The following is a 21643-nucleotide window of genomic DNA, read 5'->3' as shown; positions in this document are numbered from 1 at the left end:
ATATTTTTTACTTAATCATATCTCGAAGAAGTTTTATTTCCTCTTCCCATAGTTTCATGTCAGGGTCTGATGGGGTCTCTAAAATCTTGGGAATTTTTTGCAATCGAGAATCGTTCACAATCCATGAAAATGCATCGAGTGGAATATTTCCCTTGCCAAGATCTATGTGACGATCTACGTGAGATGCGAGCTTTGTTTTTGAGTCATTAAGATGAATGATTTTTAAATTTGACAAACCGACAATTTTGTCAAAATCGTTCATGACTTGGTCATATGCATCTTTGGAGGTGATGTCATAGCCGGCAGCAAAAATGTGACAGGTGTCAAGACACACACCAAGTTGGCGCGAGTGGTTTGATGCTGAGCGAATGTTTTTGAGATGTTCAAAATCGTAGCCAACTTGCGTTCCTTGTCCTGCCATAGTTTCGAGTAAAATTTTTGTTTTTCCTTGCGTGTGTTCAAAAACGTAGTCAAGATTTTTCGCAATTTTTTCAATGCCTGCCTCAAGACCCGCTCCGGTATGAGAGCCCGGGTGTAACACCAAAAAAGGAATGTCCAGCATCTCGCAACGACGAACCTCCTCAAGTAGTGATTTGCGCGATTTGTCGACCGTGGCATCAGTGCTTGATGCCAGATTAATCAGGTACGCGCTGTGTGCACATACCATTTGTATTTGTGAATTTTTTAGAGCCTGCTTAAAGAGGTCAGCCTCTTCTTGGCTTATTTTTTTTTCAAACCAGGTACGATTGCTTTTTGTAAAAATTTGCATAGCAGTGCAGTCGATTGACTCGCCACGCTCGACTGCTTTATGTAGGCCGCCGGCTGCCGATATGTGTGAACCAATAAGAGCTTGTGCTGATTTTTTTGTGCTCATGGATAAGGTCCTTAGATGTTATGGTGCGGGCACAGTACGAAGTATTTTTTGAACAATCGTGTCGGTTGAAATGTTTTCGGCCTCAGCCTCATAGGTGAGCAAAATCCGATGGCGTAAAACGTCTGCAGCAACGGCCTTCACATCGTCAGGAATGACAAAATGGCGTTTCTTTAAAAAAGCGTGAGCTTTTGCTGCGTGCGTGAGTGAGAGCGTTGCGCGAGGTGATCCACCATATTCGATCAAGTGTTTGAGTTCGTCAAGATTGTGATCTTGAGGAGCGCGTGTGGCAAAAACAATTTGTACAATGTAGTCTAAAACACGCTCATCAACATATACTTCAGCCACCAGCTTTTGAGCATGACAAATTTCTTCTTTGCTTAGGATTGTGCGTGACTCTTGTGATGTAAAGCTCTTTTGCACAATTTGTTTTTCTTGTTCTTGTGTTGGGTAAGTTATAAGAAGCTTGAAAATAAAACGGTCAACCTGTGCTTCAGGTAGTCGGTATGTTCCCTCTTGATCAATAGGATTTTGTGTTGCAAGAACCAAAAATGGCTCATCAAGCTTAAATGTTTGATCACCAATAGTTACCTGATGTTCTTGCATAGCTTCAAGCAGTGCAGACTGAACTTTGGCTGGCGCACGATTAATTTCGTCGGCTAAAATTAGGTTGGCAAAAATAGGACCTTTTTTTGTGTTAAAATCTTGCGTTTTAGGGTTGTAGACCATGGTTCCTATCAAATCTGCCGGCAAAAGATCGGGTGTAAATTGTATACGACTAAAACTTACGCCAAGCGCTTGGGCCAGTGCTTTGATTAAAGTTGTTTTGGCAAGGCCTGGTACCCCTTCAAGAAGGATATGGTTGTTACACAGAAGGCCGAGAAAGATGCGTTCAACAATATAGTCTTGTCCAACGATTGTTTTACTAACTTCTTCCTTTAAGTTGCCCCAGGAAAGGCTTTTCTCTTTAATTTGATCAATGATTAATTGAGAGGTTGGTTGTTGTAGTTGTTCCATCCTAAAACTCCTTGTCATTAGTTCATTGTCTAGCTTAGATATTTGCAAGCACGTTAAGCTTTTTTAATTTGTCACGCAGTTGAGCGGTATTAACCTTAAGCGCCTGTGAAAGCTGAAAAATATTGTAACCATTTTTTTTAAGCAGGTAAAAAATAAATTTCTTTTCAAATGCTTGTTGAGCTTCTTCCAAGGAACCAAAACCATCAAAGAATTGTTCTTCGCTTTTATTATTGGTGAAGTAGTGAACGATGTCTTCTGGGTTGATGACGTGATTTTTATATGGAGCTTGAGCCACGGTATACGTGATAACATTTTTGAGCTGAGTGACGTCACCGGGCCATTTGTAGTTACTTAACAGCTCTTTGCATCCGTTGCTCAAAGCAACATTTTTTTTGCATATCTGATTTGCTTGATCCAAAAAATAATTGATGAGTGTTTTAATATCTTCTTTCCGTTTGGCAAGAGTAGGAAGCTCTTGGGGGACAACATTTAATTTGTAGAATAATGTTGCATCAAAAAGTCCCTTGGTCATATTTGAAAAGAGATCGGGTGTTGCGGTTGCAATAATGCGGGCTTCAAGTTTTGGATTGTTAAGTTCTTCAAGAATCCGTTGCTGGCGACTTGGGGAGAGTAGGTGAATGTTTTTTAAGATGACTGTGCCGGGCTGCTGAAAACTTGTACTTTTTATGGTATGTACTTGCGCGCAATCAATGAGGGTTGCGGGATGCTGTTTTTGTTTGCTGACTCTATGGATGTAGTGTGCGTACAAGCTTTTGCCTGAGCCCCTGGGCCCATAGAGCAGAACAGGAAAATTTGTTTTTGCAAGCTGCGCAAGCTGGTCCAGAAACTCACAAAAAAGTGCACTGCTACCGGCTATGCCGAAAGGTAAGAAGCGAGATGTATCACCAGCGGACCATTCTTGTTTCAGGAACTGGAGTTTTTCAAGAATTTCATCAAAGTTAAGCGGTTTTTCTATAAAATCACGAGCGCCTTTTTTGATCATATCGATAGCCAAAGGAATTGTGCCAAAGCCAGATATCACAATAACTTCTTGATCAGGATGTTTTTCTTTGATGCTGCTCAAAAGCTGTGAACCATCACAGTGTGGCATAAAGATGTCAAGTAAGATGGCATCTGGTCTATATTTTGTTATGACATCAAGTGCTTGAGTGCTGTTATCAAGTGTCTGAACATTAAATTGTTCGTCCTTGAGCGAAGCTTGTAAGGTTTGTAAAATTGCTTGCTCATCATCTATTATTAACACTTTGGGTTTTTTATTTTCTGGTCGAATATTCATAAGTCCCCACCACGTCGTTTAAACGAAACCAATTTGTTCTATAGGGCCTTCTGGTAGGCCACGGATAAATTGATAAATGTACGGGTTGTCACATTCCCAAATGTCTTTTGTTGGGCCTTTGTAAACAATTTTTCCTTCATGGAGCATTGCAACAGATGTTGCATATTTAAAAATTTCGATATCGTGAGAGATAACGATTGTTGTAGCTTTTTGTTCTTGATGTGTCTGATTAATGAGTTCGTGAATGAGCCTGACAGTGATTGGATCCAGGCCGGTTGTTGGCTCATCATAAATTAAAATCTTTGGACTTAACATTAGTGTACGTGCCAATCCGACTCGTTTTTTCATACCGCCAGAAAGCTCATTGGGATATTTTTCTAAAACAGACTCTGGGTTTAGGCCGACACTTTGTAGTTTTTCTTTTACCAAAGGGAGAATTTTTTCTTTATCCTCACCTTCCTCTATGAGTGTGATGCCAACGTTTTCAAAAACAGTGAGCGAATCAAGGAGTGCGGCAAACTGGAAAACATAGCCACACTTTTTGAATATCCTGCGTAGTTCACGATCGGAGAAATTTGTGATGGTCTCATTATCGACGATTATCTCTCCTGAGTCTGGGCGCAGAAGGCCAATGATCTGTTTGAGTAAGACTGATTTGCCTTCACCAGATCGGCCGATAATAGCAAGAAACTCGCCTTCGTCGATAGTCAGATCGAGCCCGTTAGTGATAACGTTTGAGCCAAATGACTTTTTAATTTTTTTTAGCGTAATCATCGTGTAAACATCAATGAGGTAAGGATGTAGTCAGCAATAACAATGGTTACATTTGCGTACACAACACTTTGTGTTGTTGCAAGACCAACACCTTTAGCTCCACCGCTCGTGTAAAAACCCTTATACGTTGCAACACACGAGAGCAAGAAGCCAAAGACAACAGCCTTGACAAGTCCATTAACTATGTCTGAAAGTTCTACGTTTGCACGAATCGCCTCCATATAAGTTTCTGCATTAACATTAAGAACGTATACAGCGGTAATGTAGCCCGCTAAAATTCCAAATAACGTACAAAAAATTGAGAGAAAAGGCAGGATAAATGTTCCAGCGACAATGCGTGGAACAATAAGATATTGATACGGGTCAATGCATAGAGTTTGGAGTGCGTCAATTTGTTCTGTAATGCGCATGGTCCCAATTTCTGACGTTATGGCAGATCCGGCTCGACCGATAACCATGAGCGCAGCAAAAACTGGCCCAAATTCTCGTGTCATTGAAAGGTACACAATAGGGCCAATGAATTGTGTTGATCCAAAGCGCTCAAGGCCGATATAGCTTTGTAAGGCAAGTACAGCACCGACAGAGACGCCAACCAGGAATACAATGGTCAGCGAGTTGATGCCGATGTAATTCATCTGGTATAGAACCTTTTTAAATCGAAGCCTTGTGGTAAATAGTGTATAAATTGCCTCGTAAATAAAGAGGCCGAGATTACCCAAGTCCCTACACGCTTGAAGTGTCATGGCCCCCAGAGAACTAACAAACTTTGCAGACACACTGTTCCCTTCCCAGCTAAAGGTTATGCTGATAACCGCTTTCTAAAAAAGGCTTACGGTGTTTGGTTGGAAGATGGAGTGTCGGTAGGCTCTTCTGGAGTTGAGCTTTCTGTAGCTGCTTCAGCTTGTGCAGGCTCTGAAGTTTTTTCTACAGCATTTGTTTGCGCTGGTTTTTGTTTTGTGACGGTGTAACCTTTAAGGCGTGTTGATTTTTCTTCTTTCGACTTGAGTATTGCAAGACCAAGCGAGCCAAAAATAAAAATGGCAGCCATGAGCCACGTTGCTTTTTCAAAAAAGTTTTGCTCTCCTGACGCGCCAAACAGCATTTGGCTACCACTTAAGCTTCCAAGGCCCATGTCACCCTTGCCCTGTTGAATAAGAATGATGCCTGCAAGTAAAAATGCTAAGATAATGAAAAAAACCATTAACAGTGCGTACATTATGCCTCACTTCGTATTTTTATAATTATTTTTTTATAGAAATTTTTTATATTTCACTATTCATAATACATTTGCATAATCGGCCGATTTTGTAAAGATTTGGCCATTAAGTCGTAGGGTTTGCCGCTCGAACCCAGAAGATTTACAAGCTTACTATGTTTTTTAGCTCTTGAAAATCGGTGCTTGCTTTTCCTATCAAAAAGCCATCCAGATGGGGTGTTTGCTTAAATGATCCAACCGTTTGTTCATTGACAGATCCCCCGTATAAAAGTCTCCAATCAATGTGTTCTGCGAGTGCCTGGGTTGTTTCAAATAGCCACTCAAAAACAATCTCTGCCTGCTGAGACGTGGGGACGTTCCCAGTACCGATGGCCCAAACGGGCTCATATGCTATGTAAATGGGTATGGTGTTTAAGGCAGGTGCTTTGGTTTTTATCCATTCGAATATTTGTGCGGTCTGATTTTTGATAACCTCAAGCGTTTCACCTTTTTTGTACTGTTGTTCATTTTCGCCGACGCAAAGGATTGGACTGATTTCCTGATCAGTTAAGAGTTCAAATTTTTTTGCAATGACATCATCGGTTTCGTGGTTGTAGCGGCGACGTTCGCTGTGTCCAATGATTGAGTATGCGCATCCCATAAGTTTTAAGTCATACGCTGACACTTGCCCGGTAAATGCCCCCGCTAGGTGATGAGCACAGTCCTGAGCACCAATTTTAATTGGTGTGGTTTCAAACATTTTTGCGGTTGCATAAAGACTTGGAAAGGACGGGCTAAGAAGGATGTCACAATTTTGTGTTTGTGCGAGATCAAGTAGTTCATCGTAATGTGTTGTGACAAAGTCAGTGGTCTGTTCAAAAGTAAAGAACATTTTCCAGTTCGCAATGTATGTTAGTTTTTTGTTCATGCATATTTCTCCCGTTTAATATAAAAAATAGGCAACATTGCGCTTAGTCTACAGAGATAGTGCTAATTTGCAACGTGGTTGCAATAGTATGAAAAGGCTTGCTTGAGAAAACAGCAAAACATAGTTTTTTATTTGACAATTGAGCAAGAGACTGCTTGACTAAACATTAATTTACAGTAATCTCAAAACTTGCATTTGTTCCATATTTTGATCAAAAAAAGACGATTATGAATCAACACATTCGAAAAAAAATAAACAAGTTGCTGTTACTTGTTTGTTTAATTCCTGCCTTCGTTAGCTCAATGCACAATGGAAGCAGGTATTTTTTCTTTTTAGAACGACCAGAAGATTATACCGAGCGCCGCTCACATTTGGCGCCAAGCATTTTTTTTATTAATGCCTCAACTGGATTTAAGCGAGGTGGTGGTACCATAGGTATCCCAGAGTTGTGGGGACGTTATGACCTTAACGAGGTGATTGCAAGTTTGCAGGCAGTTGACCCAACGGCAAATCCATTTGCATGTTCGATTACTTCAGAAACATTTAAGGACAAGTGTATGCGGTTTAAAGTTGAAAGCCGTGTGCGTGGCTGGGGTATGCAGTTGTCGTATGAGCAAAAATTGCCGTGGGTGCCTATCTATGTAGGAGCATGGTTGCCGATTATGCATTTGAGTGTTAATAGTCGCTACTTTTTCTTACGCCAAGAGTCGGCATCATTTTTTGCAGATTCAAATAAGCCACTACGTGTTCAGCATCAAGAAGATCTTGTTGTTGATGAGTTGCGTCGTGCAACCCATCAATTACTTGGCTTTGAGGGTAATGAGTGGATAAGGACAGGGTTTGGGGACCTTGATTTGCACGTACGTGGCAGATATTTTGGTGATCACGAATTTTTAATGAAAAGTATAAATCTTAATTTTCAGACAGGCGTTGTTGTGCCGACTGGTGTGCGTTCTGATACAGCGGTACCAATTTCTATGCCGTTTATGCATGACGGGCATGCTGGCGTTTATATTGATTTGGCTGGGGAATTTGAGCTTAAGCAAGATTGGAAGTTTGGGCTTATGGGTAGTTTGCTTTCGTTGTTTGAAAAAGAACATTGCAAGCGTATCCCAGTAGATTGCGAACCAGCACCATTTAGTGCGCTTGTTGGTCGCGTAAGTGTTACACCGGGCATGTCTTACAAGTTTGCAACATACTTTACGCTTGAAAACATGACCGATGGGCTTCATTTCCATGCGCGTTATACGTATCTGCGCCATGAGCGAGACCGCTGGCATGACTTGCGTGGCGACCATAATCCGCAGAGTTACTTGCAAAAAGGTACTGAATTAGTACGAGCCAAAGAGGCGTTATCAAAATGGTCAACACACTACATGACATTTCAAGTTTCGTATGACACTAAGCTTGGTGGTAAAAAATATGTAGGCAAGCCATTGTTGTTTTTGTCGTACGACGTACCCATCAATGGTTCAGGCGTTATGAAGACACACCAAATTAATGCTGGCGTGCAAATGCATTTTTAAAAGTCTTAAGTAAAACGGTTGGAGAGCTCTCATGAAATTTTGGCCCGCACGACAGGTGTTCAGTTTCTTTTCAAACGACATGGCTATCGATTTGGGAACTGCCAATACCGTCATTTACGTTAAAAATAGAGGTATTATTCTTGATCAACCTTCTGTAGTAGCGGTTAAAGGCACGACAAACGAAGTGCTTGCTGCTGGTAATAAAGCAAAGAGCATGCTTGGCAAAACGCCTGAGAGTATTATTGCTTGTCGGCCAATGCGAGATGGTGTTATTGCTCACTTTGAGTTGACTGAAAGCATGTTGCGCTATTTTATTCGAGAAGTTCATAACAATCGCAAGGCACTTGTTCGTCCGCGTATGATCATTGGTGTTCCTTCGGGGATCACTCAAGTTGAAAAGCGCGCGGTTGAAGATTCTGCAAAACAGGCAGGTGCTCGTGAAGTGTACACAATAATGGAGCCAATGGCAGCTGCGATTGGCGCTGGGTTGCCGGTAGAAGAACCAACAGGAAATATGATTGTCGACATTGGTGGTGGGACTACTGAGGTTGCAATTATTTCTCTCAAAGACATTGTTTACTGTAAATCTGTGCGCATTGGTGGCGATGAAATGGATCGTGCCATCGTTCAGTACGTTAAGCGTAAATATAACTTGTTGATCGGTGAGCGTACTGCTGAAGAAATTAAAATTAAAATAGGTACTGCAATTCTTGGCGAAGAAAGTAAAAGCATTGAGGTTAAGGGTCGAGACCTCGTCACTGGAGTGCCCAAAATTATCAATCTTTCAGATGCTGAAGTGTTTGAGTCACTGACTGAGCCTATTTCAATAATTATTGATGCTGTTCGTACAGCGCTTGAAAATGCACCGCCAGAGCTATCATCCGATCTTGTTGATCGTGGCATTATGATGGCTGGTGGCAGTTCACTGCTGCGCAACCTTGATTTGTTGATCTCAAAAGAGACCGGCTTGCCGGTAAAAATTGCAGAAAATGCATTGCATGGTGTTGTGGCGGGTGCTGGTAAGGTGCTTGAAGAGCTTGACACGTTTCGTGATGCGTTAATGAAATAAAAAGTATTTATTTGTCGAAAAAGATTAACGGACCTGCAGGAATTTTAAGATTTCTTGCAGGTCCGTTTTTTGTTGATATCCTTAGAGCACTTTATGTTATGTATTTTTTATTGTGAGATTAACACAACTTGTACTTTGGGTAGACATAAGCTCGTCACTCCGGGCTTGACCCGGAGTCCATTTTTTTAAAGATTGAGCTTCTGCCTGAGTAGTCACCTTTGATGTCGGCCTGCGAGCCGGCATGACGAGTTTTTGATTACAATAAGCAAGAAATGAAAATAGCAAAGACTGTTTGGTCTTGTTAGTTACTATCTATTTTTGAGGATATAAGCCATATGAAGACCTATAAGTTTACTCGTTACATTCTTTGTACCATTATCTTGTGTAGTGGGTTATTTTCGGGACACTCCGCAAAGGTAAATGCACAGGGAGATGGTACCGTCTCCAACTTCGATTATTTACAGCTTGCTGGTGCGCTGCTTGAAGCGTCAACTGACGGCTGGGTGTTGATAAAAGGGCCTGATAGTCCATCGTGTAAGCTTGTTCGCGATGCAGGCCGCCTTGCGCATCATGCAGCGCGTCTATGTAATCGTTTTTTGGGAGATCGTGACTACAAAATTTCGGTTTACAATGACGGGATGATTGCTTCCTATGATCTTGTGCAATTTTGTAAGCACATGGTTCAGGCAGCTCGTCAAGAACCGGTTGGCCAGCAGGAAGTATCAACTTCTTCTCAGTCTAACGCTCCAGTGATTGATTATGGTGAGGAAGTAACCCAGTGGCATAATACCGTTCTTTCTGTTGCAAGTGGTGTGTTAGCTGTTAGTGATGTATTGTTTTCATCTCCCTACAAACACAGCAGGGCTCGCGCCATTGTTCAGTCTGGATACACCTTGGCGCGCAGTTTGCGTGAGTTGGTTGATAATCAGGGTGACATAAAATATGTTGCGCTTACAGCTGCTATGACGATGGCAAGTTGTTACTGGTTAATTGAGGTTGTAAGAGCGCAGTCAGGCGACATAGATTTTGAATTTGAGCAAGCACTTAATGGTGATGATAAAAAGGCTATAACGCATTGGTTTGGTGCAGCGCAGGCTACTGGCATCGCTCAGCGTCTTGTTGGGCGTGCTATAGAAATTGATAGATTTGATGTACTTGCAGATACCGTCAAACCCAAGCTTGATTTTAAGTTGAAATATGGATTTGATGTTTTTGCAACGATTGTTAAAAAGTTGCCCGTACAGCGAACGAAGCTTTTGAAAAAGCTTAACTTTGAGTGGAACGAATCAAATATTGTTTATGCCTTGCGCACAGCAGTTGAAAAAAATGATAACGATGTTTTGACCTATCTCGGGCAAGAACAATACAATTGGAGTCACGATTTGAGACTCGAAAAGCTTCTTGAAAAAGATTCTACTTATGGGTATGAGGGGAGTTTTTCTACTGGATTTTGTCCGGTAACGCTTTTACATAAAGCCATTTGGCAGCGCCAGCCAAAGATTGTAGAGTTTTTGGTTGGGAATGGTCATAAAACTGACTGGGACAAGCAAACTTATGCAGGGGGCGTCCGTAGCACTCACTGGGGCAAGTATGAAAGGGTATATTGGGCGTTAGTAAGGAGTGTGCAAAATTATGATGAACAGAGCGATGATCATATCAATGTTGCTCTTGCAGCAGCGTTGTCGGAAAAACGCATGGGAGAGGATTGCTATCGCGATTGGCATGGTCGTCGTATGAAGTTTGGTGAGTTTCAGTACCAGAAAACTGATTCATATGGATGTTTTCATACTTATAAAAATGATGGAGTGATAACGCATTACAAGCGAGCCCTGAAGAATCAAAAAAATTACCCGTGGGGGGTAAGGGAAGAGCTTTTGCGTTTTAAGGTTCTCCTTGCAAAAGGTGAGCGTTTAACTGATGCTGAGGTTCAAAGAATTCAAGGAAATGAGAAATGTAAAGAGCTGTGGAATGTGTATGTCGAATGGAAAAAACGCCATGAGCCAGTAAATGATCAACGAGAGCAATTTGATCCTTTTATGTGCGTCACCGGCGTGAGTGAACAAGATTTTTCTGAAAAAAGTCATGAAGAGCGTCAAGCACTTATGGACAAAGGTATTTTTTATCAGGGCGCAAAGATGTTTAGCCCTGGTACGTTTTCAGTAGAATCTGTTGGGCAACTGAAGACAGATTTTACAGGTAACCAGTCGCGGTTTAGTGTGATTGAAAGTTTTGATATTCCTGACCAGCATGACTATCGCTATAAGTTTGACATTGGTGCATTGCAAGCAAGCCCTGTAAACAACGATGCAGTTTTTCAGGTAGCATCAAACTTTAACGGTCTTGAAGGTAGTGGCAGCCCAGCTGCAGGTATTGAGCCGTACTTGGGTAAAGGAATGTATGTGCAGGGTGAGGCCGCAGCGCTTTCTGCTATGCCTGGTTTGATCCATCGCATGTACTTGATGCCGCACGAAGCTGATGGCAAGCAGTATTACGGACAGGAAGAAAAACAGGTTAACTTTCTTGATGGCTTAATCAAAGCAATGAAAAAGGGTTTGGGTGTCGATATTGCAGTTGCCAACGGTTATGTTCAGTCTGTTGCTCCTGAGTATCTGGCAGAGCTTGCCAAACTGACCCCCGAGCAAATCAGCAACTATGCCGACACTGTCTGTGTTGGTATGCATCGTGACATTCACGTGAGTGGTGGTCTAGGGCCAATGCGTTCTGAGTTGTCAGAAAAAGGTGACTTTAGCGCTTATAAGGCTGCAAGGCTTGAGCATGAGCAGAAAATAAACCAAGTATTTACTGCAACGTTGAACATGACGGGACTCAATAAAGACGACAAGGGGTACGAAAATCTTGCACGTATTTTGTTGCTTGCTGCTTATCGTGGGACGCTGCAAAGTGCCGTTGCCCACGGCAAGCAAAAAGTTTATCTAACGCTTGTTGGTGGTGGTGTGTTTGGCAACAAAATAGAGTGGGTTGTTGATGCTATTGATCAAGCTGTTCGTGAAGCTGCTAACAAAGGGCTTGATATCACTTTGCAAATTTTCTCACGGCAGCAATATGACGCTGCTAGTTGGTTTGCTCAAGAAGGTAGATTAAAAGCTTTGGTTGGATATCTAGGGGGTACGTACGAAGGGTACGCGAATGGGTACAAAAGACTTTAGAGTAAAAAAGTGAGAATAAAGTCTTTCTTGAGCTGAACAGCAAAAAATTTAGGATGAAAAAATATGAAGAAAAATAGTTTTTTAGTAGTAGCGATTTTCTGTGTTGCTAGCTTGCCTAGCCTTAATGCCCAACACTCAACATTGGAGTTTGCTGAAGTTGCAGCAGCTGGTCTTGCCGGTATTGCAGAGTTTCGTGCAGCGCTTGAGCAAGAGGAAAAACCAGCAGAGCAATGTCGTAAAGAGTATGCTCTCGCGCATGGTTTGCACGCAGCGTACAATGTTTTGGCGCTGTGCAATTATTCTGATGGTGATAAGGATATTGATGGTAGACATGCTATAGGGCATGGCGTGTGCGCAGGTTTTGACGTGCTTTTTTGTTTAATCAATGGACTTAAAGGTGATCCTGATAAGCAAATGGATGTAAAAGACGATCAGTGGATTGCTACTGGTGTGCATGACTATAGTTTGGTTGCATTGAGCACAGCATGCTCGATGATTGCTGCAGCGTGCAATCATCCAGAAAAAGATTATTGGAAGCGTCATGTTGCGCAAGACTGTTATGCTCTTGCTCGTGTTTTGCGTATGGCAAGCAAGAAGCGTGATAACAAACCTGTACTTTTTATTGCGCTTGCAGAGGCTGCATACATGCTTAAGCGTTTGATAGAAGATTTTCGTGCAGATGGTAAAAATGATTTGGTTGAGCAGTTGTATCAGCACATTGAAAGTTCAAAGGCTCCACTCCGGATAGTAGTAGGAGAAACAGATTTGTCCAAAGTAGACAGGAAACTTCGATTAATTGAAAAGTTTGACGACATCAGTGTGAACAGGCCGGTAGCAGGTCGTTCAGGTTCAATTGTTGATTATGCAAAGGGCTGTGGCCTTGAGCAGGATTTGCTTACACGCTTGGAGAAGCTAAATGGTAGAAAAGCCAAGAGCAATGGCGGTGGAAGTGGACCAGTGCCTGGAAAGGGGCCGGTTGACAAAAACGAAGAGGTATTCGATAAACCCTTTATCTATAACGGTGTTCAGCTGGTGTTGATTAAAGGCAATATGGTGACAATGAAGTTTGATAACCCAGCGACAGCTGCCATTGTTAATGCTGCAAAACCTACACTAGCTGGTGGAGGGGGTATTGATGGAGCAATTCATAGTGCTGCAGAAAGTTCAGAGTTGGTTGCATACAATTCACAAAACAATGCTGGTCATTGCGATGTTGGGAAGGCAAAATGGAGCCCCGCTTTTGGGCTTTCTAGGAATGGTGTTGTGGATAACATTATTCACACTGTTGGGCCACATGGGACCGATTCCGATCGTGAGCAAAAATTGATAGATGCGTATCAAAATTCGTTAGCTCTAGCTGCACAAAAAGATATTGCAGAAATTGCATTTGTACCAATTAGTACAAATAATTACGGATATAACATTAGTGAGGCAACTCCAGTAGCGCTTAACGCGATCAAGGACTGGATTAACGCTAACGGAGCGGATAAAGTTAAAAAGATATACTTTGTTATCTTTAACGATGGGCCTGCTGCTAATCTCTATAAAGATCAGATGCAAGGTATATTTAAATAGTTTGCATCTGAGAGTTGTTTTTTTAGGGCATTTTCTTGACCTTTAGAGCCATTTTGGTACCATTATAGTGCGCTCTAAAAGCATATATGCATCATTTTGATGTGCCGAAGTGGCGAAATTGGTAGACGCACGGGACTCAAAATCCCGCGGTAGCGATACTGTGTCGGTTCGAGTCCGACCTTCGGCACCATATTTTTTTTATCTGCAGATTAGACTTAAAACCATGATTGAGAAAGGCAAGGCAGTGGCCACAGACTGCATTTTTTGTAAAATTATTACAAAAGAAATTCCTAGTAGTCCAGTTTTTGAGAATGAGCATGTGCTTGTTATTCCAGATATAGCGCCAAAAGCACCTATTCACTATTTGATTCTTCCCAAACAACATGTTGAAAGTGTTGCACATTTGGCGGACCACGATTCTCAAATAAGTTGGGAAATTATGCGTGTAGCGCGTGATTTGGGCAAAAAAATTGGCAATAAGGGATTTAATCTGGTTTCAAATAATGGTGCATCTGCAGGACAGAGTGTGTTTCACCTACATTTTCATTTCTTAGCGGGCAAAAATCTTTATCAGGAAGGTGGGCTGCAGCTGTGAAAAGACGTATACATCCAGCCGTCTGGTGGGGGGCTGGTATAGTTGGTGTATTCTTTTTTGTTGTTTGCCCAATCGTTTCGTACCTTGCGTTGGGTAAGTTGACGTTTACCGAAGAGCGCATTTTGCATGATGGTAAAAGCCACAAAATTGTTGCACAAGAAATTCGTGATGAGCTGCTTAAGCGGCCAAATATGAAGCAGTTTACATTTAAAAATCAGGATGGACAGCTGCTAACCGGCTTTCACCTCAAGCGTGAGAATGCAAAGGCGACTATGCTTTTGTGTCATGGTTATCGAGGCAGTAAAGAGTTTATGTATACCTTTTTGGAGCTTTTTCCTGAATGGAATATGATTTCTTTTGATTTTCGTGCGCATGGGCAGAGTGAAGGAAGTATTACAACCATTGGTTGTCATGAGTATAAGGATGTACTTGCCGCTGTTGACTACGTAAAGCAGGAAGCAAAGCAGAGTGGCAAAGAACTGCCACTGATTGTGCTAGGTGTTTCTATGGGTGGTGCTGCAGCGCTTAAAGCAGCTGAGAGTAGCTCAAATATGTGTAATGTTTTAGTTATCGATTCAACGTATGCAAGCCTAAACGCGACAGTTATGAAGGGGTTTGCACGTATGTCTGGTCTGCCTTTGTATCCATTTTTTACGATGACACGCATGATGTTTCACTTTTTTGCGCAATGTGATTTGCACGAGATGGAAATGACACGTAGCGTCAAAAAAATTAAGCAGCCTATGTTGTTTATTCACTCTTGTGTTGATTCAATGATTTCACCAAGCAGCGCGCTTAAGCTCTGGGCGAGTAGCGACCAGGAAAAGTGCAAACTTTGGGTTGGACCGTCATGTCGCCATGGTTGCTTGAGTATGTACAAAGGTGATCTATATAAAAAAAAGGTAACAAAGTTTGTTACCCGAGCGCTAAATTCCCGGTAGACTGAGTTTTTTTAGTGTAATAATCTGGGGAATGTTGTATGAAGCAGTAAACTTCCCTTTTTCTACACGGAGGTCGTCGCGGTTTTTGGCTAATTCAATTTTCCATTCTTGCTTTTGATTAAAGAATGAAATTCTAAAATAGCATCTTTTATGTTCTGGAGTGAGTGTTAGTGCGTTGGGTTTATTTTCTTTAGTTGTGTACACTTCTTCCAGATCCCAAAATATAAGTTCCACATCGGTTATGATGAGTAAATATTTTCTGCTTGCACTCGCTTGAATATCTTTAATTGGAGCGATGCAATCACTTGAGAGTGCTACGAGGGTAGAGTTAAAACCTTTTTCGAATATTACATTTAATGTCATTTGGTCGTCTTCATGAAGGATCCAGCGATAAGTCGGTAACGTTGCTGTTGTTTGGCCTATGTTGGCAGAAAGTATGAAGGCGACGATCAAGAATGCACGGGATAATAGTTTATTTGTCTTCACGGGTAAAATAATCCTAAGTTTGCAAGAAGTGTGTTAAACAGCTAGTGTGTTTAAAGTAAACGGGGGGCGTACATGTAGCCCTTATCTATTCCGACAGAGATGATTGTTTTATTTTTACTGTTTTAGAGGTCATGCTTTTTTTACCACTACCGTAATTAATGCCTATTTGACTGCTACCTTTTGTAAAATAGGCGTCCGTGATATTAAGTTTTGTAGTGCGTATGCATTTTGTAGTATCGCCATCGGCTAGAAGATGTTCAAGGCTCCAAACAACTGCTTCTTGTTCGGTGAAAATTAATACACATTTTTCGTCCGAGCTGATTACAGCACCTTTTATTTCTTTGCCGAGGATTATTCCCGTGGGTACATCAAATTTCTTTGCGTTTGCATTGATTTTAAACGATGTTGTCCCATTAACCTGAGAGACTGTGATGTCACCGAAATTTACGGTTCGAGCCTCTGCAGCATTAAGCTGACTGATTGTTGCAAAAAATACGAGTGCTGAAAAGATACATCTGATTATCATTGTTGCTCACCTTTGTTTGGTGTTAGTAAGTTAAGAATTACGGATTAGAAAGGATAATCAGATATAATATTTTTACAATGTCTCAACAGAACTTTTTTTAGATTGCTCAAGTTCTTTTACTAGGTTTTGTAGTTCGGTCATCCATCTTTTCACATGATTTTCATAGCCCCACGCATATAGTTTTTTAATGCGAGTGGCGATGTCTGTCTCGATAGAAAAAAGTATAGCTTCAAAGTGATAATCAGCAGAAATTATCTGTGTTTTTAGCAAGAACGGATTTTTTAATCTTTCTCGTAGGCGGCCACAACATAAAAAAACATAAAATTTATCGTCGTCAGGGAGAGCGTTAAAAAGTTTTTTAGCCTGTTCGAGTTGAGCGTCACATAAGTGCCATAGCGCAAGAGTTCTGCCACTTTGGAGATCGGCAGCAAAGGGTTCGCTATCGAGCTCTATCCAAGACGTTGCCTTTTCGCTAAGAAATTTTTCTTTGAAAGAATCATTGCAAAAGCAGGCGGTTGGTAACTTCTGGATATATTCTAAAAATGAAAGTGGGGCTTGGCCTTCTTTTTCAACAAATTCGTTCTCAGCAGCAAAGAGTGTGACACTCAAAACTGTAGCAACAAAAAATGTGGCTATTGGTTTTTTGGGATAGGTCACATGTTTCCTTTCTTTTGAAGGGGGCAGGTAAAGATAAAAAGATTTTTATAAAGGGTAAGGTATGAGTGGCAGCCTGTCCAGGTATGTAAACATTTCAATGGGAGGTTCGCCTTTTTGTATGCGCAAAAGGTTGTCATCATCACTTGGAAAGACAATGCTTTTAAGGCTGCAACAGCCTTCGCGACAAAGGTATAGACAGTTTCGATTTTGGAAAAAGGCAGCGATGTGTATGATGATCCAAAGGCAGGAAGTTTTTAACGCAAAAAACACTTCACCTTGGTGCATTACTAATTGCTGAAAAGTTGGCATTCTTCCCGTGTCTTTTTTCAAGATTTTTTCTAGGTCAAATACTTTAACAAACGTAGGATTGTGTGAAAGTATTTGAGGTTTATTTGGGTTGCAAGAACCGTAATTTTTAAGCTGATGCGTCTGATTAATTGTATTGATGTTCCAGACATATACTTTGGTTTCAGTTGCAACGAGCAAGAAATTTATGTTTTGTTTGATAAAAGTTATTTCGCTTGAGCAAGGATTGTCGAGGCTAAAGAGTTTTGACTGATTGATAGTGAGCAGAACCGGATTTTTCCATGTGTTTGTTTGTTTGACGTTGCTGAGCGTTTGATATGAAAAATCAAGTCCATCAATATCAATAGTTTCGCCTTGCTCAGCAGCCGTGAGTACATGTAGGCATGTTGTTGTTACAGCGAAAAAATATAAACATAGCTTGAAATACATAATTCATCCTTTCTCCATGTGCTAAAAAAAAGGGCGGTTTATCTACCGCCTCTTTTTTAAACGCTTTCTTTGAAGTACTCGCGAACACCTTGTTCAGTTGCTTGCATTGCAGGTTTGCCAGGGGTCCAGTTTGCTGGGCACACTTGTCCATTTTGTTCAAAGTGTAGGAGTGCATCACAGGTACGCAGAATTTCATCAACATTTCTGCCAAGTGGCAAGTTGTTGATAGAGGCATGCTGGATGATGTTATTTTTATCTATCAAAAATACACCGCGCAGGGCAACGCCTTGTTCTTCGTTGAGTACGCCATATTCACGTGCAATATTTTTTGTCAGGTCTGAAAGGAGTGGGTATGCAATGCCCTGAATACCACCCATACTTTTTGGTGTGCGTAGCCAAGAAAGATGAGAGTAAACTGAATCAACGGATGCTCCAAGGAGTTGAATGCCACGCTTTTTGAACTCATCTAGGTTGTCGTTGAGCGCGTGCAGTTCGGTTGGGCAGACAAATGTGAAGTCGAGTGGATAGAAAAAAAGGAGTTTATGTTTGTTGTGAAAGTCTTGAAGGCTGACGGTTTTAATTTGGTTTTCGACGGCTGCTTCGCATGTAAAATCAGGGGCTTTTGTTCCAATTTTGATCATGATTTGTAGGTTCCTTTAACACTAAAAGGTGGTTATACTAAAGTACTTTCTAAATCTTTAGTGTAGAACAAAAAGAACTTCGTGCAAACCGTCTTGAGGCTGTGTTTGTGAGTTTTGAAAATAAGGGTTGCTATGAAATACAATTTGGTAATTATTGGTTCTGGGCCTGCTGGTTTGACTGCCGGTTTGTATGCTGCTCGTGCAAAGTATGACACATTAATTATTGATGGTAATCAGCCAGGAGGGGCGCTGACAACAACAACATCAGTCGAAAATTGGCCAGGGGACGAGTCAATTTTAGGTCCGGATTTGATGGAGCGTATACGTAAGCATGCAGAAAAGTACGGTGTTAAGTTTGCGCAAGGGCAAGTGACGAAGGTTGATTTTGACAGCTATCCGTTTAAGTTAACTATTGACAACAAAACAGAAGTTGAAGCTGAGTCGGTCATTATTTCAACTGGTTCATCAAACAAGCTGCTTGGTTGTCCGGGAGAAAAAGAATATTGGGCAAAAGGTGTTGCTACGTGTGCAACGTGTGATGCACCGTTTTATCAAGACCGTGAGGTCGTCATCGTTGGTGGCGGAGATACCGCAGTGACTGAGGCTGAGCACCTTACCAAGTTTGCAAAAAAAATTACGATCATTCACATTCTTGACGAGTTGACGGCTAAAGATCCGATCAAATATAAAGTACTTGATCACCCTAAAGTTGAGTTTATCTACAGCTCAACCGTGACAGAAATTAAAGGTGACGGTCAGCGTGTGACCGGTGTTGTAGTGCAAGACCAAAAAACTAAAGAAACAAAAGAAGTGCCAACTGATGGTGTGTTTATCGCCATTGGGTTCAATCCTAACACAGGACCATTTAAAGAATTTATTGAACTCGATGACTGGGGTTACATCAAGTTAACGGGCGAAACACAAACGAGCAAAGAAGGTGTGTTTGCCGCTGGTGATGTTGCGGATGCAAAGTATCGTCAAGCAATTACCTCAGCTGGAACAGGCTGTATGGCTGCACTTGATGCGATTAGCTTTCTAGGTAAAAAAGAAGCTGAAACAAAGAAAACGTAGTTTTTTTGATACAAGCTTTCAGGGGTGTTCAAAATTCTGAGAATACTACTGGTGACCAGGAGGGTTACTAGTGTGAAGTTAGCTTACAAAAAAAATTGTCATTCCCGACGCCGATCGGGAATGACGTCCTAACTCGAGACAAACCCTTCAAGGACTGAGTATGAGTTAGATGAGTTTTTTACATTACTGCAAGAAACTCTTTAGTCGCTTCATCTGGCTTTTTGTCAAACATGATGCCAGCTGCATGCTTGTGGCCACCACCGCCAAAATGTTTTGCCAGTAAGTTAACGTCAGTATGTTTTGAGCGAAGTGAGGCTTTAGTTTTTCCGTCCTCGGTTTCATAAAACAGTGCAATCACGTCAACGCCACAAATTTGGGCCAGAAAGTTATGAAAGCCCGCTAGCGAGCTTAGGGTTAAGTTGTGTTTCTTTAGTTGATCCTGGGCGATGCTCGTCCAGACAATTTTGCCATCGCTTGATAGGTTGATGGAGCTCATGACCTCAGCCCACAATTTTATGATGGTTGGGCTTTGGTGTGAGAGTAGTTCATTTTCTAGTTCATACAGATTTGCGCCTAAGTCCATAAGGGTTGCTGCACGACGTAGTGTTTGCGCATTGGTTGACTGGATGTAAAAAACTTGTGTGTCATACAAAATGCCCATCAAAAGGCATTCTGCAATATCTTTATCAAGCATATTCGGTGCCCACGCTTCTATCAGGTCAAACAGTTCGTCGCAGGTGCTTGCTGCACGAGCGTTAATAAAATTTATAGAGCCATTAATTGAGTTGCTCACGTGGTGGTCGATATTTATAAGCCGAACGTTTTTAAATTCTTCAGGATAATAAAGTCGATCATAATTTGCGGTGTCACAGGCAATAATTAGGTCAGGCATCTGGGTGTGCTCATTAATTTTTATGTTAGCGCCGTGTCGCTTGTATGCAAGGTCTGGCTTGCTTGGGTAAATTGTTTCAATGGTTTTGTTATTTTTTTCGAGAAGTCGAGAGAGTGCTGCACATGCAGAAATGCCGTCACCATCCGGTCGGTAGTGTGTGAGAAGCGTCACTTTTTGTGCTTCTTGTATCATAGACCATGCACGGTTGACATCGTCTTGATTGCGGTGATTTTTTTTAGTCATTTACTGCCTTTCTATTGGAAGTGCACACTGTCGTTATGGTTGGTTTTCTAGGGACACGACAACGTGGTGTTTTTTTTCCTTCGAGCCTTTTTTGTCTTTTTTCTTTTTTGTTTCTTTGGGTAGCTCAATTTTTTGTTCTTGATAGTAAATTGGGTATACCCTTGTAGGGTGCGTTGGAATTCCTAGTGTTTTCATATAGAGACTGAGAAAGGCTGGATTTTTTAAACACTTTGAAACCACTAAATATAAGACGCCAGGATTTTGTATGAGTTTATCCATGAGAGTAGGGTTACTCATAAGCTTGTTCATAATTTCTTCTGAGTTATTATGATCTCTTGTTTGTGCCAATTGCTTTAAGCGTTCAAAGTCATGATCATCATTTATAGGATGAATAGGAGAAAAGGTGAAAAAAGCAAAGACGACTGGAAATAAAAAACGTTTGTTCATAAGGATTTCTCTGGTTTGTGGCTATGAATGAAGTTGACAATGTTGCGATCTGCTGTAGGTGGTGCAACGGTATTGGTATTTGTTTTCTCATGGTTGAAAAGTGCGTTGAAAACTTCTCTTCCCTCGCCAAGCCTAACAGTCCTTAAAGCTGCAAAATATAATGGCGAAAAGCCTTGAGCGTCTGAAATGTTTGGATTAATATCTGGTCGCTGTAGCATGTGTTTGATAATTGTTACCTTTGTTTGCCAGTCAGGAAAGGTTGGTGTAATTACCCTGTGGGCATTTTGGCCTTTACATTGTATTTGTGGTAGCGTTGCTTGAACAGGCATGCTAATTGCCATGTACAAAGCGGTTGTGTTGTCATTTGTGATTACGTTGACATTTGTTTCTTCTTGATCGAGCAAAAAATGTACGATGTCAAATTTTCCAGCTTTGAGTGCAAGCATCAGCGGAGTGTAGGTTAGTGCTAGATAGTTTGACATAATGTTGTACAGCACAGGCTTTTTTTGATGATGTTCACGAGTTTCATCTTTTTTAAAGGCGTAGCCTACAGGAGTGTAAAAGTAGTTTTCATGTTCAATGACAAATGGATTTAAAGCACGCTTTCTGTCATAACTTTTGGCTATAGCTGTTTTTACGTTATTGATAGTCCCCTTGCTGGTTGCAACTGTTAAAGATGTATGCCCGTCCTGGCGGAGTGCATTTTCTTCTTTCAAAAATTCTATGAGTGCTTTGAGTTGGCCCTCTTCTTGAGAAGAGTCTTTTTTTAGTGGTGTGGTATCATCAACAAAAAGTTGAAACGCTAGATTGGCGTGAAGTGCAAGTCCTTTTTGGTCTTGAAAAAGCAAAAAAAGATTACGCTCTGCTGTGTGAGCTACATGAAAACAAGAGAAAGTAAGCAAAAATATTACAATTTTTTTTCGTGAGAACATAAGAATCTTAGATCTTAAGTTTTTTGTCTTTTATGATAAAGGCATGCGCAACAGTATA

Annotated in this window: 22 protein-coding genes and 1 tRNA gene; 8 read left to right on the top strand and 15 right to left on the bottom strand. The window is 41.3% G+C overall.

All coding sequences use genetic code 11. The features are described 5' to 3' along the window. Positions 1 to 7: 7 nt before the first annotated feature. The 7 genes from H6679_01040 to tpiA all read right to left on the bottom strand — a co-directional run bounded on the left by H6679_01040 (position 8) and on the right by tpiA (position 6082). Positions 8 to 874 carry a deoxyribonuclease IV gene (locus H6679_01040; GenBank protein ID MCB9492839.1) on the bottom strand — a complete coding sequence of 289 codons (867 nt, stop codon included), beginning with the start codon at positions 872 to 874 and terminating at the stop codon, positions 8 to 10. A gap of 18 nt (positions 875 to 892) precedes the next feature. Then, positions 893 to 1906 carry a MoxR family ATPase gene (locus H6679_01035; GenBank protein ID MCB9492838.1) on the bottom strand — a complete coding sequence of 338 codons (1014 nt, stop codon included), beginning with the start codon at positions 1904 to 1906 and terminating at the stop codon, positions 893 to 895. Between the two features lie 16 nt (positions 1907 to 1922). Beyond that, positions 1923 to 3185 (bottom strand): sigma-54-dependent Fis family transcriptional regulator, encoded by a 1263-nt coding sequence (locus tag H6679_01030; protein ID MCB9492837.1) that lies wholly within the window; start codon positions 3183 to 3185, stop codon positions 1923 to 1925. An 18-nt stretch (positions 3186 to 3203) separates the two neighbouring features. Then, entirely contained in the window at positions 3204 to 3959 is a 756-nt protein-coding gene (locus H6679_01025; protein ID MCB9492836.1) for an ATP-binding cassette domain-containing protein, read from the bottom strand. Further along, positions 3956 to 4735, bottom strand: a complete 780-nt coding sequence (locus H6679_01020) for an ABC transporter permease (GenBank protein ID MCB9492835.1) — start codon at positions 4733 to 4735, stop codon at positions 3956 to 3958. Before H6679_01020 ends, H6679_01025 begins: the two co-directional genes overlap by 4 nt. Before the next feature lie 53 nt (positions 4736 to 4788). Beyond that, positions 4789 to 5175: a preprotein translocase subunit SecG gene (gene secG / locus H6679_01015; GenBank protein ID MCB9492834.1), complete on the bottom strand. Its 387-nt coding sequence runs from the start codon at positions 5173 to 5175 to the stop codon at positions 4789 to 4791. Positions 5176 to 5317: 142 nt separating this feature from the next. Continuing rightward, entirely contained in the window at positions 5318 to 6082 is a 765-nt protein-coding gene (gene tpiA, locus H6679_01010; GenBank protein ID MCB9492833.1) for a triose-phosphate isomerase, read from the bottom strand. A 227-nt stretch (positions 6083 to 6309) separates the two neighbouring features. Between tpiA and H6679_01005 the strand changes: the two genes are divergently transcribed. The 7 genes from H6679_01005 to H6679_00975 all read left to right on the top strand — a co-directional run bounded on the left by H6679_01005 (position 6310) and on the right by H6679_00975 (position 14955). Next, positions 6310 to 7608 (top strand): hypothetical protein, encoded by a 1299-nt coding sequence (locus tag H6679_01005; GenBank protein MCB9492832.1) that lies wholly within the window; start codon positions 6310 to 6312, stop codon positions 7606 to 7608. A gap of 31 nt (positions 7609 to 7639) precedes the next feature. Further along, entirely contained in the window at positions 7640 to 8677 is a 1038-nt protein-coding gene (locus H6679_01000; protein ID MCB9492831.1) for a rod shape-determining protein, read from the top strand. Between the two features lie 335 nt (positions 8678 to 9012). After that, positions 9013 to 11844 carry a hypothetical protein gene (locus H6679_00995; protein ID MCB9492830.1) on the top strand — a complete coding sequence of 944 codons (2832 nt, stop codon included), beginning with the start codon at positions 9013 to 9015 and terminating at the stop codon, positions 11842 to 11844. Between the two features lie 63 nt (positions 11845 to 11907). After that, on the top strand, positions 11908 to 13419 hold the full coding sequence (locus tag H6679_00990) for a macro domain-containing protein (protein MCB9492829.1): 1512 nt from the start codon (positions 11908 to 11910) through the stop codon (positions 13417 to 13419). A gap of 103 nt (positions 13420 to 13522) precedes the next feature. Beyond that, positions 13523 to 13609 (top strand) — tRNA-Leu (locus H6679_00985). A 33-nt stretch (positions 13610 to 13642) separates the two neighbouring features. Further along, the gene (locus tag H6679_00980) at positions 13643 to 14014 is read left to right on the top strand and encodes an HIT domain-containing protein (GenBank protein ID MCB9492828.1); all 372 of its coding nucleotides are present in this window, start codon (positions 13643 to 13645) and stop codon (positions 14012 to 14014) included. Beyond that, a complete protein-coding gene (locus H6679_00975) occupies positions 14011 to 14955 on the top strand; it encodes an alpha/beta fold hydrolase (protein MCB9492827.1) in 945 nt (314 codons plus the stop codon). The genes H6679_00980 and H6679_00975 overlap by 4 nt, the downstream gene beginning before the upstream one ends. Here the strand turns inward: H6679_00975 and H6679_00970 are convergent. The 5 genes from H6679_00970 to H6679_00950 all read right to left on the bottom strand — a co-directional run bounded on the left by H6679_00970 (position 14941) and on the right by H6679_00950 (position 18000). After that, entirely contained in the window at positions 14941 to 15441 is a 501-nt protein-coding gene (locus H6679_00970) for a hypothetical protein (protein ID MCB9492826.1), read from the bottom strand. The two genes, H6679_00975 and H6679_00970, sit on opposite strands and share 15 nt — an antisense overlap. 85 nt (positions 15442 to 15526) lie before the next feature. Next, positions 15527 to 15967 carry a hypothetical protein gene (locus H6679_00965; GenBank protein ID MCB9492825.1) on the bottom strand — a complete coding sequence of 147 codons (441 nt, stop codon included), beginning with the start codon at positions 15965 to 15967 and terminating at the stop codon, positions 15527 to 15529. 72 nt (positions 15968 to 16039) lie between these two features. Beyond that, a complete protein-coding gene (locus H6679_00960) occupies positions 16040 to 16624 on the bottom strand; it encodes a hypothetical protein (GenBank protein MCB9492824.1) in 585 nt (194 codons plus the stop codon). Between the two features lie 45 nt (positions 16625 to 16669). Continuing rightward, complete coding sequence (locus tag H6679_00955; protein MCB9492823.1) at positions 16670 to 17359, bottom strand: hypothetical protein; 690 nt, start codon at positions 17357 to 17359, stop codon at positions 16670 to 16672. Between the two features lie 56 nt (positions 17360 to 17415). Further along, positions 17416 to 18000, bottom strand: coding sequence for a peroxiredoxin (locus H6679_00950; protein ID MCB9492822.1), 585 nt, complete (start codon positions 17998 to 18000; stop codon positions 17416 to 17418). Positions 18001 to 18132: 132 nt separating this feature from the next. Here H6679_00950 and trxB point away from each other — a divergent pair, with 132 nt between their 5' ends. Beyond that, positions 18133 to 19071, top strand: a complete 939-nt coding sequence (gene trxB, locus H6679_00945) for a thioredoxin-disulfide reductase (protein ID MCB9492821.1) — start codon at positions 18133 to 18135, stop codon at positions 19069 to 19071. A gap of 178 nt (positions 19072 to 19249) precedes the next feature. On the opposite strand, the gene H6679_00940 is transcribed toward trxB, so the two are convergent. The 3 genes from H6679_00940 to H6679_00930 are packed head-to-tail and all read right to left on the bottom strand — an operon-like array spanning position 19250 to position 21585. Beyond that, entirely contained in the window at positions 19250 to 20206 is a 957-nt protein-coding gene (locus H6679_00940) for a DHH family phosphoesterase (GenBank protein MCB9492820.1), read from the bottom strand. A gap of 33 nt (positions 20207 to 20239) precedes the next feature. Then, positions 20240 to 20653, bottom strand: coding sequence for a hypothetical protein (locus H6679_00935; GenBank protein MCB9492819.1), 414 nt, complete (start codon positions 20651 to 20653; stop codon positions 20240 to 20242). Further along, a complete protein-coding gene (locus tag H6679_00930) occupies positions 20650 to 21585 on the bottom strand; it encodes a hypothetical protein (GenBank protein MCB9492818.1) in 936 nt (311 codons plus the stop codon). Before H6679_00930 ends, H6679_00935 begins: the two co-directional genes overlap by 4 nt. Positions 21586 to 21643 lie beyond the last annotated feature (58 nt).

This window comes from Campylobacterota bacterium (genome assembly GCA_020633995.1).
Taxonomy (GTDB): Bacteria; Babelota; Babeliae; order Babelales; family RVW-14; genus JACKCO01.
The sequence above is the reverse complement of the archived record's forward strand: the minus strand, read 5'-3'. Positions and strand labels throughout refer to the sequence as shown.